The sequence below is a fragment of the Sphingobium yanoikuyae genome, from assembly GCF_013001025.1.
In the GTDB taxonomy this organism is placed as follows: Bacteria; Pseudomonadota; Alphaproteobacteria; order Sphingomonadales; family Sphingomonadaceae; genus Sphingobium; species Sphingobium yanoikuyae_A.
This window is the reverse complement of record NZ_CP053021.1, coordinates 4,240,001-4,253,823: the sequence shown is the minus strand read 5'-3', so window position 1 is coordinate 4,253,823 and position 13,823 is coordinate 4,240,001. Positions and strand designations below refer to the sequence as shown.

Genomic DNA, 13,823 nt, shown 5'->3' with positions numbered 1-13,823 from the left:
GGGGATGATACAGGGCGATACAAAGCGATACGCGTTCGGATGTCACGCGACATGATGATGCGTCAGGATATCAACTTGGTCTAGCAGGATACCGCCCAAATCGCGATCAGGCGATCGTCGGCGCTGCCTGCCGGCGGTAACGATGTGAAGCCATGCCCATTTTCACAGAGCTCCGGAGCCTCCGGGTCGCACCGATCGCATTATGCATCCTGATCACCGCTTGCGGACAGGAAAAGGCGCCAAAGAAAGGGCCTGTGGAAGTGGGCGTGGTGACGCTGGCGGCACAGAATGTGACCGTCTCGTCCGAATTGCCGGCGCGCACTGTGTCCACCATGCAGTCGGAAGTCCGGCCGCAGATCACCGGCGTGATCCAGAAAAGGCTGTTCACCGAAGGATCGATGGTGACGGCCGGCCAGCCGCTCTACCAGATTGACGAACGGCTCTATCGCGCGTCGCGCGACGAGGCGCAGGCGGCGCTGGTCAGCGCGCAGGCGACGGCGGTAGCGGCACAGGCCAAGGCGCAGCGCTATCGCGGCCTGGGCGATACCGAGGCGGTGAGCGCGCAGGACCGCGACGATGTGATCGCGACGGCGCGCCAGGCAGCGGCCGCCGTGGGCCAGGCGCGCGCCTCGCTCGACACCGCCAATGTGAACCTGACCTTCACCCAGGTGCGCGCCCCGATCAGCGGCCGGATCGGCCGGACCCTCTTCACCCCCGGCGCGCTGGTGACCGCCAGCCAGACCGATCCGCTGACGACGATCCAGCAGCTTGACCCCATCTATGTCGACGTCACCCAGTCGAGCAGCCAGCTGCTGCAGCTGCGGCGATCGCTGGCGGCGGGCAAGACGCTGCCGGCTAGCGCGACGATCCGGCTGAAGCTGGACGATGGCAGCGAATATCCGCTGGAAGGGCGGATCGAATTTGCCGAGCCGATCGTCGATGTCGACAGCGGCACGGTGACGCTGCGCGCGCGCTTCCCCAATCCCGACGGCATGCTGTTGCCCGGCATGTTCGTGCGCGTCGTGGCGCCCCAGTCGGTCGTGCCCGGCGCGATCCTGGCGCCGCAGCAGGGCATCGCCCGCGACGCCAAGGGCAATGCGACCGCGCTGGTCGTGACCAAGGACAACAAGGTCGAGCGCCGCACCGTCACCGCCGCGCAGGCGATCGGCGACAAATGGCTGATCACCGCAGGCCTGAAGGCCGGCGACCGGCTGATCGTCGAAGGCACCGACAAGGTCCAGCCCGACGACAAGGTAAAGCCCGTCGCCGTCGCGGCGAAGAAGTAGGAGAGGCCCGGTGCTGAGCCGCTTTTTCATCGACCGGCCGATCTTTGCCTGGGTCATCGCCATCGGCATCATGCTGGCGGGCCTGGGCGGCATGCTGTCGCTGCCGGTCGCCCAATATCCCGACATCGCGCCGCCGGGCGTGGGCATCAGCGCCACCTATCCGGGCGCGTCAGCCGAAACGGTCGAGACCAGCGTCACCCAGGTCATCGAGCAGCAGCTTACCGGCATCGACGGCCTCATGTATTTCTCCTCCTCGTCGACATCGACGGGGCAGTCGCGCATCACCGTCACCTTCCAGAAGGGCACCGACCCCGACACCGCGCAGGTGCAGGTGCAGAACCGGGTGCAGCAGGCGCTGAGCCGCCTGCCCAGCGCCGTGCAGCAGCAGGGCCTGTCGGTCACCAAGCAGCAGACCGACTTCCTGATGCTGGTGGGTCTCTATGACGAGACCGACAATGCCACCCAGGCGGACATTGCCGACTATCTGGTCAATAATTTCCAGGATTCGATCGCCCGTATCGACGGCATCGGCGCGACCCAGATCTTCGGGTCGCAATATGCGATGCGCATCTGGCTGGACCCCTATAAGCTGGCCGCGGTCAAGCTGATGCCGTCAGACGTCGAAACGGCGATCAAGGCGCAGAATATCGAAGTGTCGGCCGGCCAGATCGGTGCCGATCCGGCACCGGCGAACCAGCAGATCAACGCCACCGTCACGGCGCGCGCGCGCCTGGAAACGCCGGACCAGTTCCGCAATATCGTGGTGAAGACGCAGAGCGACGGGTCGGTCGTCCACCTGTCCGACGTGGCCCGCGTCGAGCTGGGCAATGAAAGCTATACCACCAGCGCGCGCCTCAACGGCCATCCGGCATCAGGCATGGCGTTACAGCTGGCGCCGGGCGCCGACGCGCTCAAGACCGCCGAGCTGGTGAAGGCGCGCGTCGCCGAACTGGGCGGCAATCTGCCGCACGGCTACAAGATCGTCTATCCGCGCGACACCACGCCCTTCATCAAGCTGTCGGTCGAGGAAGTCGTGCAGACGCTGATCGAGGCGGTCGTGCTGGTCGTGATCGTGATGTTCGTCTTCCTGCAGAGCTGGCGTGCGACGCTGGTGCCCGCGATCGCGGTGCCGGTCGTCCTGCTCGGCACCTTCGGCATCCTTGCCCTGTTCGGCTATTCGATCAACACGCTGACCCTGTTCGGCATGGTGTTGTCGATCGGCCTGCTGGTCGACGACGCGATCGTCGTGGTCGAGAATGTCGAGCGCATCATGGAGGAAGAGGGGCTGTCGCCCCGCGACGCCACGATCAAGTCGATGATGGAGATCGGCAGTGCGCTGGTCGGCATCGCGCTGGTGCTGTCGGCGGTGCTGCTGCCCATGGCCTTCTTCGGCGGATCGACCGGCGTCATCTATCGCCAATTCTCGATCACGATCGTGTCGTCGATGCTGTTGTCGGTCGTGGTCGCATTGATCCTGTCGCCGGCCCTGTGCGCCACCATCCTGAAGCCGATCGACAAGGCGCATCGCGAGAAGGGCTGGTTCGGCAAGTTCAACCGCTGGTTCGAGCGGCTGACCAATGGCTATGTCCGCCGCACCCAGGGCGTGATCGGCAAGCGGGGCATCTTCTGGGGCCTCTATGCGGTGGTGCTGGGTATATTGGTCGTGCTGTTCATGCGCCTGCCCACCAGCTTTCTGCCGGTCGAGGATCAGGGCCAGGTGATGGTGCAGGTCACGCTGCCGTCCGGCGCCAAGTCGAGCCGCACCAATGCGGCGATCGACCAGGTGCAGAGCTATTTCCTCAATGACGAGAAGGATAATGTCGCCTTCGCCTTCATCATGACCGGCTTCAGTTTCCAGGGGCAGGGCGAGAATGTCGGCCAGGGCTTCATCAACCTGGCGCCATGGGACGACCGCAAGGGCAAGACGAACGAGGCCGGCACGATCGCCAATCGGGCGACCAAGCAGCTGGGCGCGATCCGCGATGCCAAGGTGCTGGCGATGACGCCGCCGGCAATTCGCGGCCTGGGCCAGTCCAACGGCTTCACCTTCGAACTGCTGAATAGCGGCGGCCTCAGCCGCGAGCGCTTCCTGGAGCTGCGCAACCAGCTGATCGCGTCCGCGCAGCAGGATCCGGTGCTGGCCGGGGTGCGTGCGGCCTCGCTGGAGGACACGCCGCAGCTCAAGATCGACATCGATACCGAGAAGCTGACCGTGCTGGGCCTGACCCAGGCGAATGTCGACGATGTGCTCAGCTCCGCCTGGGGCAGCACCTATGTCAACGACTTCGTCGATCGCGGCCGGGTGAAGCGCGTCTATATGCAGGCCGACGCTCCCTATCGCGCCTTGCCGAGCGATCTCGACAACTGGATGGTGCGGTCGAGCACGACCGGCGAGATGGTGCCCTTCTCCGCCTTTGCCACCAGCCATTGGGTGATGGGGCCGAGCAGCGTGCAGCGCTTCAACGGCCTGTCCTCCTTCGAGATCCAGGGCCAGTCGGCGCCGGGCGCCAGTTCGGGCGATGCGATGGACCGGATGGTGGCACTACAGAAGCAGTTGCCGGCCGGCACCAGCTATGCCTGGAGCGGGCTCAGCTATCAGGAGCAATTGTCCGGCGGACAGGCGCCCCTGCTCTATGGACTGTCGGTGCTGGTGGTCTTCCTCTGCCTAGCTGCGCTTTATGAAAGCTGGTCGATCCCGCTGTCGGTGCTGCTGGTCATTCCGCTCGGCCTGATCGGTGCGGTGCTGGCGGTGACGCTGCGCGGGCTGGAGAATAATATCTTCTTCCAGGTCGGCCTGCTGACCACCATGGGTCTGGCGGCGAAGAATGCGATCCTGATCGTCGAGTTTGCCGAACTGGCGCATCGCAATGGCCGCAATGCGCTGGAAGCGGCGCTGGAGGCGGCGCGGCTGCGCTTCCGTCCGATCCTGATGACCAGCCTGGCCTTCATCGCGGGCGTCATTCCGCTCGCCATCGCCACCGGCGCGGGCGCGCAGAGCCGTGTCGCGATCGGCACGGCGGTGGTCGGCGGCATGGTGACGGCGACGGTGCTGGCGATCTTCTACGTGCCGCTCTTCTTCGTCTCGATCGCCCGCCTGTTCGGCATGGACAAGAAGAAGCCGGGTGGCGAGCCGCCGGCCCAGGAACCGCCCGTGGACGGAGTGCCCGCATGACCCGCGCTGCATGGATGATGATGCCGCTGTCGGCGCTGGTGCTGGCCGGGTGCGACATGGCGCCCAAATATGTCCGGCCGCAAACGCCGGTAGCGCCGGCCTTCCCCACGGGTGAGGCCTATGCCCCGGCCAGCGCCGAGCCTGCGGGCCTGCCCTGGACCGCGCTGATCGGTGATACCCGGCTCAAGACCGTGATCGAGCGGGCGCTGGCCAATAATCGCGACCTGCGGGTGGCGCTGGCCAATGTCCAGTCGGCGCGGGCGCAGTACAAAGTCGAGCGGGCGGCGCAGCTGCCGACGATCACGGGTGACGCGGCGGCGAGCTTCAGTCGCCAGAATGACAATCGGCAGAACAGCTATAGCGCCGATGTCGGCTTCAGCGCGTTCGAGATCGATCTGTTCGGCCGGGTCAAGAATCTGACCCGATCGGCGCTCGAATCCTATCTGGCGACGCAGGAAGGGATGCGGTCGACCCGCATCACCCTGATCGCCGAGACCGCGAACGCCTATGCGACGATGGCGGCGGACCAGGAATTGCTCGCCCTGTCGCGCCAGACGCTGGCGAGCGCGGAGCGCAGCCTGAAACTGACGCAGACGCTCAACACTTCAGGTCTGGCCGGCAAGCTGGACGTGCATCAGGCCGAAACCACGGTGGAGCAGGCGCGCTCCGACATCGAGGCGAATGTCACCCAGGTGGCGCAGGATCGCAACGCGCTGGAACTGCTGGTTGGTACGCCGGTCGAGGATGCGTTGCTGCCGCAATCGCTCGACAGCCTGTTGCAATCGACCGCGAAGGTGCCTGCCGGCCTCTCCTCCGACGTGCTGTTGCAGCGACCCGATGTGTTGCAGGCGGAGCATCAGCTCAAAGCCGCCAATGCCGATATCGGCGCGGCGCGGGCGGCGATGTTCCCCAAGATCAGCCTGACCACGGCGATCGGCGTGGCCAGCTCTGCCCTGTCCTCGCTGTTCAGCGATGGCGGATTTGCCTGGTCGGCGGCGCCATCGGCCAGCATGCCGATCTTTGGCGGGGCGGCGCGCGGCAATCTGGACTATAGCAAGGCGCAGCGCGACCTTTACGTCGCGCAATATGAGAAGGCGATCCAGACCGCCTTCCAGGAAGTGTCGGACGGGCTGGCGCGGGCCGGCACGATCGACCGGCAGCAGGCGGCGCAGCAGGCGCTGGTGACGGCGAACCAGCGTTATTACGCGCTGGCGGACCAGCGCTATCGGGCGGGTATCGACACCTTCCTCAATTCGCTGACCAGCCAGCGTTCGCTCTATAGCGCGCAGCAATCGGCGATCGCGACTGAGCTGGCGGCGGTGCAGAATCGCATCCTGCTCTACCGGGTGATCGGCGCCGACCAATAGGCGCCGATCCGCTCTCTTCTCCGGCTTTTCCATGCCCGCGAATCCTGTTATTCTGCGCGCATAAAGAAGAAGGAGAGGGCCATGGCATTTCTGGCTCGGTGTCTGGACTGGCTGTGCGGCATCTGTGCATCCGCCGCGCAGGATGAGTGCGTCATCAACCAGCTGATCTCCAGCGTGACGCGATCCCGACATACGCCCTGATCCCTTCGCAGCCGCAACATAGTTCTTCACCTGCGCGCGCCGCCGTGTAAACTGGCGCTGCGGCATGATGCGCCGCAGGCTTGGGACATGGGGTGGCGCAAATGGCTCCCGACAGTCGTGATGCAGGCGATCGGCCCTGGTGGAAGGGCGCGGTCCTCTATCAAATCTATCCCCGCAGCTTTCAGGATTCGAACGGTGATGGCATTGGCGACCTGCCGGGCATCACCGCGCGGCTGGAGCATGTCGCCCGGCTGGGCGTGGACGCGATCTGGATTTCGCCCTTCTTCCCCTCGCCGATGCGCGATTTCGGCTATGATATCGCTGATTATTGCGGGGTGGACCCGATCTTCGGCACGCTCGCCGATTTCGATGCGCTGGTGGCGCGCGCGCATGAACTCGGGATCAAGGTCACGATCGACCAGGTCTATGCCCATAGTTCCGACCTGCATCCCTGGTTTGCGCAGAGCCGGCAGGACCGGGACAATGACAAGGCGGACTGGTTCGTCTGGGCCGATCCCAAGGCGGACGGCACCCCGCCCAACAACTGGCAGTCGGTGTTCGGTGGTCCGGCCTGGACCTGGGACGCGCGGCGGCGGCAATATTATATGCACCAGTTCCTGACCAGCCAGCCGCAGCTCAACGTTCACAATGTTGCGGTGCAAGATGCGCTGCTGGGCGCGATGCAATTCTGGCTGGACCGGGGCGTCGACGGCTTTCGCCTCGATGCGCTCAACCATGCGATGCACGACCCGGAATTGCGCGACAATCCGCCCGCGCCCGAGGGGGAAGGGCCGCGCACCCGGCCGTTCGACTATCAGATTCGCCGCTACAGCCAGTCGCATCCCGGCGTGGTCGATTTCGTCGCGCGCATCCGCGACCTCACCGATCGCTATGGCGCGATCTTCACCGTGGCGGAGGTGGGCGGCGACCTCGCCGAGCAGGAGATGAAGGCCTATACGGCGGGGGAGGCTCACCTCAACAGCGCCTATGGCTTCAACTTCCTCTATGCCCCGGCGCTGACGCCGGGCCTGATCGCGGACACGCTGGCGCGCTGGCCGGACGAACCGGGCATGGGCTGGCCGAGCTGGGCGTTCGAGAATCATGATGCGCCGCGCGCCCTGTCGCGTTGGTGTGCGCCGGAGGATCAGCCCGCCTTCGCTTGGCTCAAGATGCTGCTGCTGATGGCGCTGCGCGGCAATGTCATCCTCTATCAGGGCGAGGAGCTGGGCATCACCCAGGTCGATATCCCGTTCGAGAAATTGCAGGATCCCGAAGCGATCGCCAACTGGCCGCTGACCCTGTCGCGCGACGGCGCGCGCACGCCGCTGCCCTGGTCGGTCGATGCGGCGGAGGCGGGCTTTACCGATGGCGAGCCCTGGCTGCCATTGGGCGCGGAGAATGTGGCGCGGGCGGTGGCGGCGCAGGAGGGCGACCCCGCGTCGCTGCTGCACTTCACCCGCGCGATGATCGCGCTGCGCAAGGCGAATCCGGCGTTGCGCCATGGGCGCCTGGATATCATGCGTGCCGACGACCAGTGCCTGGCCTTCCGCCGTGTGGCAGAGGATCAGGCGCTGACCTGCATCTTCAACCTGTCGCCGACACCCGCACCCTGGCCGGAGGAAGTGGAGGCCGATGGCACGATCGTCGCGGCGATCGGCGACGCCGCGCCGGGGATGGCATTGCCGCCCTATGCGGCGCTGCTGCTGGCGCAGGATTAGGTCAGCCTACTGCCGCCAGTTCCGGCGTGATCAAGCCGGCAAGGCGGCGTTGGATGATGACGGTGGCGTCGTCGACGATGCGGGTGATGAGGTCCTGACAGGTCGGGATGTCGTGGATCAGGCCCTGAATCTGGCCGGCCCAGATCAGGCCGGCGTCCAGATCACCGGTTTCGAGCGCGACCCGGCCCTTGGCGCCCGACACCAGCGGCTGGATGTCGGGGAAGACCGATCCTTCGCGCAGCGAGATTTCGACCACCTCGTCCGACACGCTGTTCTTGGCGACGCGGCCGGTATTCTTGAACTTGCGGAAGATGAGGTTGGTGCCGCGCTCGTCATTGTCGACCAGGAACTGCTTCACATTCTGGTGGATTGGCGCCTCGACCGTGGCGCAGAAGCGGGTGCCCATGTTGATGCCCTCGGCACCCAGCGCCAGCGCGGCGGCGAGACCGCGGCCGTCGCCGAAGCCGCCGCTGGCGATCATCGGGATGCTGAGCTTGTCGGCCGCCGCCGGGATCAGGATGAGGCCGGGAATATCGTCCTCGCCCGGATGACCGGCGCATTCGAAGCCGTCGATCGAGATGGCGTCGACCCCCATCCGCTCGGCCGACAAAGCGTGGCGGACGGCGGTGCATTTATGGACGACGATGATGCCATGCGCCTTGAAATCATCGACATGTTCCTGCGGCTTGTGGCCGGCGGTCTCGACGATCTTGACGCCGCTGTCGATGATCGCCTGGCGATATTCCGCATAGGGCGGCGGATTGACCGACGGCAGGATGGTGAGGTTCACGCCGAACGGCTTGTCGGTCATCGTGCGGCAGCGATCAATCTCGCGGCGCAGGTCGTCGGGCGTCGGCTGGGTGAGGGCGGTCAGGATGCCCAGCCCCCCGGCATTGGAGACGGCGGCGGCCAGTTCGGCGCGGCCGACCCACATCATGCCGCCCTGCACGATCGGATGCTCGATGCCGCACAATTCGGTGAAACGCGTCTTCAAAGCCATCACAGTGCCTCCACGATCGTCACATTGGCGATGCCGCCGCCTTCGCACATGGTTTGCAGGCCATAGCGCTTGCCCCGTGCCTTGAGCGCATGGACCAAAGTGCTCATCAGCTTGGTGCCCGATGCGCCGAGCGGATGGCCGAGCGCGATCGCGCCGCCATGGACGTTCAGCCTGGCCGGATCGGCGCCGATCGCCTTGAGCCAGGCCATGGGGATGGAGGCGAAGGCCTCGTTCACCTCGAACAGGTCGATATCGTCGAGCTTCAGGCCCGAGCGTTCGAACGCCTTGCGGGTGGCGGGGATCGGCTCCTCCAGCATGATGACCGGATCGCCGGCGGTGACGGTCAGGTTGACGATGCGGGCGAGCGGCGTGAGGCCGAAGCGCTTGATCGCTGCTTCGCTCGCCACCAGCACGCCCGATGCGCCGTCGGTCATCTGGCTGGCGTTGGCGGCGGTGATGGTGCCGCCTTCCTCCAGCGTCTTGACGCTGGCCATTGCCTCCATCGTGCCGCCACGGCGCACGCCGTCATCGGTGTCGAAAATGCCTTCGGGGGTCAGGACGGGCACGATCTCCGCCTTGAAGGCGCCGCTGTCGATCGCGGCCGCCGCCTTGGCATGGCTGGCCAGCGCATAGGCGTCCATATCCTCGCGGGTGAAGCCATATTTGTTGGCGATCGCCTGGGCGCCATGGAACTGGCTGAATTCGGCGACGCCATAGCGTTTCTGGATGCTTTTGGGCCAGGGGCCATCGCCCAGGCCGGCGGCGGCATGGAGCTGGAAGTTGGAGCCCATCGGCACGCGGGTCATGCTTTCGGCGCCGGCGGCGATGACCAGATCCTGGGTGCCGGACAGGATCGCCTGCGCCGCGAAATGCAGCGCCTGCTGCGAGGAGCCGCATTGCCGGTCGATCGTCACGGCCGGTACGCTGTCGGGCAGTTTCGAGGCGAGGACGAGGTTGCGGCCAAAGGCGAAGCTCTGTTCGCCCGCCTGGCTGACGCAGCCGACGATCACATCCTCGATGGCGGCGGGATCGATGCCGGTGCGGTCGACCAGCGCGTTGAGGATGGTGGCGCCCAGATCGGCGGGATGGACGTCGATCAGCCCGCCCTTGCGGGCGCGGCCGCCGGCGGTGCGGACAGCATCGACAATATAGGCCTCGGCCATGGATCAGGCTCCTCTGAAATTGGGGGGGCGCTTGGCGAGCAGGGCGGCAAGCCCTTCCTGCGCCTCACCGGCGCCGGCGACCGCCATCGATCGCAATTCACGGTCGAGCTGGGTCTCGAAGCCGGTGTCGAAACTGTCGTGCAGCAGGGTGCGGGCGGCGCCGTATGCCGCCGTCGGCGCATCGGCGAGGCGGGCGGCGAGCGCCAGCCCCTCGGCCTCCAGCGCGTCATCATCGACCAGCCGGGTGACAAGGCCGATCGCTTCGGCCTCCTCGCTTTTGATGCGACGGTTGGTGAGGATGATCTCCTGTGCGCGGCGCAGACCGACCAGGCGCGGCAGCAGCCAACTGAGCCCGCCATCGGCGGTCAGGCCGATCGCGCAATAGGCGGCGGTATAATGGGCCGAGCGGGCGGCCAGCACGACATCGCCCAATATGGCGAGGCTAAAGCCCGCGCCCGCCGCCGGACCGTTGACCAAAGTCACCAGCGGCTTGGCCATGCGGGTGAGGCGGGTGACGGCGGCGTGGAAGGTGGCGATGAGTTCGGTGAGGACGGTGGGCAGTTGCGCGCCCGCGCCGCCCATCAACGCGACATCGCCGCCGGCGCAGAACAGCTTGCCATTGCCGGTGAGGACGACGCAGCGGACCGCCGCATCGCCCTCGCAGCGGATTGCGGCGTCGAGCAGCGCACGGGCGAGCGACAGATCGATCGCATTGCCGACCGCTGGCCGGTCGAGCGTGATCCGGGCGATGCCGTCGGCGATCGCCAGGGTCACGCCGCTGCCCGACCCGCTCATCAGCGCGGCGCCATGCGGATGGCGCCGTCGAGGCGGATCACCTCGCCATTCAGCATCGGGTTGCGGACGATCGATTCGACCAGCTGGGCATATTCGGCGGGTCTGCCCAGGCGGCTGGGGTGGGGCACCTGCGCGCCCAGCGCATCCTGCACATGCTGGGGGAAGGCCTCCAGCATCGGCGTCAGGAAGATGCCCGGTGCGATCGTCATGACGCGGATCTTGTGCTGCGCCAGATCGCGGGCGATCGGCAGGGTCATGCCGACCACGCCGCCCTTCGACGCGGAATAGGCCGCCTGGCCGATCTGGCCGTCATAGGCCGCGACCGAGGCGGTGTTGACGATGACGCCCCGCTCGCCGTCCATCTCCTCGGCCGCTGCCGCGCGGGCGGCGAATTTGGATATCATGTTGAAGGTGCCGATCAGGTTGACGGTCACCGTTTTGGCGAAGCTGTCGAGCGGGTGAGGCAGATTTTCCTTGCCCACCGTCTTCACGGCCGGGGCGATGCCGGCGCAATTGACCAGGATGCGGGCCGTGCCATGGACGGCTTCGGCCGCGTCGAACCCGGCGGTGACGCTGGCATCGTCGGCGACGTTGACGCCGACATAGAGCCCGCCGATTTCGGCCGCGACTGCCTTGCCGGCGTCCTCATTGAGGTCGAAGATTGCGACCTTGGCGCCCTGCGCCGCGAGCATGGTGGCGGTGGCACGGCCGAGGCCGGAGGCGCCACCGGTGACGATGGCGGCCAGTCCCTTGATATCCATTATCTGTCCTCTCCCGGCAGAATTATACGAGTTCGACGGCCATGGCGGTGGCTTCGCCGCCGCCGATGCAGAGGCTGGCGACGCCGCGCTTGAGGCCGCGTGTTTCCAGCGCGCCCAAAAGGGTGGCGACGATGCGCGCGCCCGATGCGCCGATCGGATGGCCGAGCGCGGTGGCGCCGCCATTGACGTTGAGCTTGTCCGCCGGGATGCCCAGTTCCTTGGCGGCGATCATCGCGACCACGGCAAAGGCTTCGTTGACCTCGAACAGGTCGACATCCTCGACCGACCAGCCGGCCTTGGCCAGCAGCTTGCGCATCGCGGGCACCGGCGCGGTGGTGAACTTGGCGGGCTCATGGGCATGGGCGGCGGTGGCGACGACCTTTGCCACCACTTTAAGGCCCTGCTTTTCCGCGACGCTCTGGCGGGTCATCACCAGCGCGGCGGCGCCGTCCGAAATGGACGAGGCATTGGCGGCGGTGATGGTGCCATCCTTGACGAAGGCGGGCTTGAGGCCGGGGATCTTTTCCGGTCGGGCCTTGCCGGGCTGTTCGTCGGTGTCGATGACGGTGTCGCCGCCCCGGCCCGATACGGTGACCGGCGTGATCTCGCGGACGAAGGCGCCGCTGCCGATCGCCGCATTGGCGCGGTCGAGCGAGCGGATGGCATAATCATCCTGGTCGGTGCGGGTGAACTGATAGTCGCGCACGGCCTCTTCGGCGAAGACGCCCATCGCCTTGCCGGGTTCATAGGCATCCTCCAGCCCGTCCATCATCATCGTGTCGATGATGCGGTCATGGCCGATGCGGGCGCCGCTACGATGTTTGGGTAGGGCATAGGGGGCGTTGGTCATGCTCTCCATGCCGCCCGCGATGACGATATCGGCCGCGCCCGATGCCAGCGCCTCATGCGCCATGATCGCCGCCTGCATGCCCGATCCGCACATCTTGTTGACGGTCGTCGCCTCGGTATTGAGGCCAAGGCCCGCGCCGAGTGCCGCCTGACGCGCGGGCGCCTGCCCAAGGCCGGCGGGCAGCACGCAGCCCATATAGATGCGATCGATGGCGTCAGTGGCGACGCCGGCGCGCTCAACCGCGGCCTTGACCGCCGTCGCGCCAAGATCGGTCGCCTTGACCGCCGAGAGCGCGCCCTGGAACCCGCCCATGGGGGTGCGGGCATAGCTCGCAATGACTACCGGATCGTCCTGCATCGAAATACTCCTTCAAAGGCTGCGCGCAATGACCATGCGCTGGATGTCCGACGTGCCCTCGTAAATCTGGCACACGCGGACATCGCGGTAGATTTTCGCGATTCCGAATTCTTCAAGATAGCCATAGCCACCCAGTGTCTGCATCGCGCCGGATACCACCGCCTCGGCAGCTTCGGAGGCGAACAGCTTGGCCATCGACGCCTGGGTGAGCGCAGGCTGGCCACTGTCCTTCATCGCGGCGGCGGACAGGACGAGCTGGCGCGCGGCCTCCAGTCGGGTGGTGAGGTCGGCAAGGCGGAAGCCGACCGCCTGATGCTCGATGATCGCCTTGCCGAAGCTCTTGCGGTCCTTGGCGTAAGCGATGGCGATCTCCAGCGCGGCCTGGGCCATGCCGACGCATTGGGCGGCGATGCCGATGCGGCCGGTCTCCAGATTGGCGAGCGCGATGCGATAGCCCTGGCCTGGCTGGCCGATCAGCAGATCATCCTCGACGAACATGTCCTCGAACCGCAGCGCGCAGGTGTCCGATGCGCCCTGGCCCATCTTGTGCTCGACCTTGTCGACGAAATAGCCGGGGCGGTCGGTCGGCACGATGAAGGCAGACAGGCCCTTCTTGCCGGCATCGGGATCTGTGACGGCGATGATCATCACGACCCCGCCAATCTTGCCGGAGGTGATGAACTGCTTGGCACCGGTGATGCGCCAGCCGCCATCGACCTTGGCCGCGCGGGTGCGCACGGCCGACGCGTCGGAGCCGGCGTCGCTTTCGGTGAGGGCAAAGGCGCCGATGGTGCGGCCGCCGATCAGGTCGGGCAGGAAGCGGGCCTTCTGCGCCTCGCTGCCATCCTTGAGCAGGCCGGAGACGAGGATCGAATTCTGGATCGAGACGATGGTGGAAAGGGCGCCGTCGGCAGCGGCCAGTTCCATCAGGGCGAGGGCATAGGAAACGGAGTCAGCCTCCGCGCCGCCATAGGCTTCGGGCGCGGTCATGCCCCAGAGGCCAAGGCCCGCCATCTCCTCGAACAGCGAACGGGGATAGCCGCCCTCCGCCTCGAACCGGGCCGAATGCGGGCGGATCGTCGCCTGGGCGAAATCCCGGACGGTGTCGCGAATCGCGCTCTGGATTTCGGTCAGCATAAACCCTTGCGTCTCT

At 66.4% G+C, this 13,823-nt stretch carries 10 protein-coding genes; 4 read left to right on the top strand and 6 right to left on the bottom strand.

What is annotated here, in order from left to right:
- The first annotated feature begins 152 nt into the window (after positions 1-152).
- From HH800_RS20530 to HH800_RS20515, 4 genes are all read left to right on the top strand, one after another.
- Entirely contained in the window at positions 153-1,286 is a 1,134-nt protein-coding gene (locus HH800_RS20530; protein WP_026109107.1) for an efflux RND transporter periplasmic adaptor subunit, read from the top strand.
- 10 nt (positions 1,287-1,296) lie between these two features.
- The gene (locus HH800_RS20525; RefSeq protein ID WP_206379181.1) at positions 1,297-4,458 is read left to right on the top strand and encodes an efflux RND transporter permease subunit; all 3,162 of its coding nucleotides are present in this window, start codon (positions 1,297-1,299) and stop codon (positions 4,456-4,458) included.
- Positions 4,455-5,825 carry an efflux transporter outer membrane subunit gene (locus HH800_RS20520; protein ID WP_169862153.1) on the top strand — a complete coding sequence of 457 codons (1,371 nt, stop codon included), beginning with the start codon at positions 4,455-4,457 and terminating at the stop codon, positions 5,823-5,825. The genes HH800_RS20525 and HH800_RS20520 overlap by 4 nt, the downstream gene beginning before the upstream one ends.
- 302 nt (positions 5,826-6,127) lie before the next feature.
- Positions 6,128-7,744 (top strand): alpha-amylase family glycosyl hydrolase, encoded by a 1,617-nt coding sequence (locus tag HH800_RS20515; protein WP_169862152.1) that lies wholly within the window; start codon positions 6,128-6,130, stop codon positions 7,742-7,744.
- 1 nt (position 7,745) lies between these two features.
- Here HH800_RS20515 and HH800_RS20510 read toward each other — a convergent pair whose 3' ends face one another.
- Genes HH800_RS20510 through HH800_RS20485 form a run of 6 tightly spaced genes read right to left on the bottom strand, consistent with a single transcriptional unit; the run spans position 7,746 to position 13,807 of the window.
- Positions 7,746-8,744, bottom strand: a complete 999-nt coding sequence (locus tag HH800_RS20510) for an NAD(P)H-dependent flavin oxidoreductase (protein WP_169862151.1) — start codon at positions 8,742-8,744, stop codon at positions 7,746-7,748.
- Positions 8,744-9,907, bottom strand: a complete 1,164-nt coding sequence (locus HH800_RS20505) for an acetyl-CoA C-acetyltransferase (protein WP_037508496.1) — start codon at positions 9,905-9,907, stop codon at positions 8,744-8,746. The genes HH800_RS20510 and HH800_RS20505 overlap by 1 nt, the downstream gene beginning before the upstream one ends.
- Positions 9,908-9,910: 3 nt before the next feature.
- The gene (locus HH800_RS20500) at positions 9,911-10,702 is read right to left on the bottom strand and encodes an enoyl-CoA hydratase/isomerase family protein (protein WP_169862150.1); all 792 of its coding nucleotides are present in this window, start codon (positions 10,700-10,702) and stop codon (positions 9,911-9,913) included.
- Positions 10,702-11,463 (bottom strand): 3-hydroxyacyl-CoA dehydrogenase, encoded by a 762-nt coding sequence (locus HH800_RS20495; protein WP_169862149.1) that lies wholly within the window; start codon positions 11,461-11,463, stop codon positions 10,702-10,704. The genes HH800_RS20500 and HH800_RS20495 overlap by 1 nt, the downstream gene beginning before the upstream one ends.
- 22 nt (positions 11,464-11,485) lie before the next feature.
- Positions 11,486-12,670: an acetyl-CoA C-acyltransferase gene (locus HH800_RS20490; RefSeq protein WP_010336219.1), complete on the bottom strand. Its 1,185-nt coding sequence runs from the start codon at positions 12,668-12,670 to the stop codon at positions 11,486-11,488.
- Positions 12,671-12,682: 12 nt separating this feature from the next.
- Complete coding sequence (locus HH800_RS20485; RefSeq protein ID WP_169862148.1) at positions 12,683-13,807, bottom strand: acyl-CoA dehydrogenase family protein; 1,125 nt, start codon at positions 13,805-13,807, stop codon at positions 12,683-12,685.
- Positions 13,808-13,823 lie beyond the last annotated feature (16 nt).

Bases quoted from the DNA above. Each gene is read 5' to 3' on its own strand.
- HH800_RS20490 (WP_010336219.1), bottom strand. From the start codon at position 12,670: ATGCAGGACGATCCGGTAGTCATTGCGAGCTATGCCCGCACCCCCATG.
- HH800_RS20500 (WP_169862150.1), bottom strand. From the start codon at position 10,702: ATGAGCGGGTCGGGCAGCGGCGTGACCCTGGCGATCGCCGACGGCATC.
- HH800_RS20510 (WP_169862151.1), bottom strand. From the start codon at position 8,744: ATGGCTTTGAAGACGCGTTTCACCGAATTGTGCGGCATCGAGCATCCG.
- HH800_RS20530 (WP_026109107.1), top strand. From the start codon at position 153: ATGCCCATTTTCACAGAGCTCCGGAGCCTCCGGGTCGCACCGATCGCA.
- HH800_RS20495 (WP_169862149.1), bottom strand. From the start codon at position 11,463: ATGGATATCAAGGGACTGGCCGCCATCGTCACCGGTGGCGCCTCCGGC.
- HH800_RS20505 (WP_037508496.1), bottom strand. From the start codon at position 9,907: ATGGCCGAGGCCTATATTGTCGATGCTGTCCGCACCGCCGGCGGCCGC.
- HH800_RS20520 (WP_169862153.1), top strand. From the start codon at position 4,455: ATGACCCGCGCTGCATGGATGATGATGCCGCTGTCGGCGCTGGTGCTG.
- HH800_RS20485 (WP_169862148.1), bottom strand. From the start codon at position 13,807: ATGCTGACCGAAATCCAGAGCGCGATTCGCGACACCGTCCGGGATTTC.
- HH800_RS20515 (WP_169862152.1), top strand. From the start codon at position 6,128: ATGGCTCCCGACAGTCGTGATGCAGGCGATCGGCCCTGGTGGAAGGGC.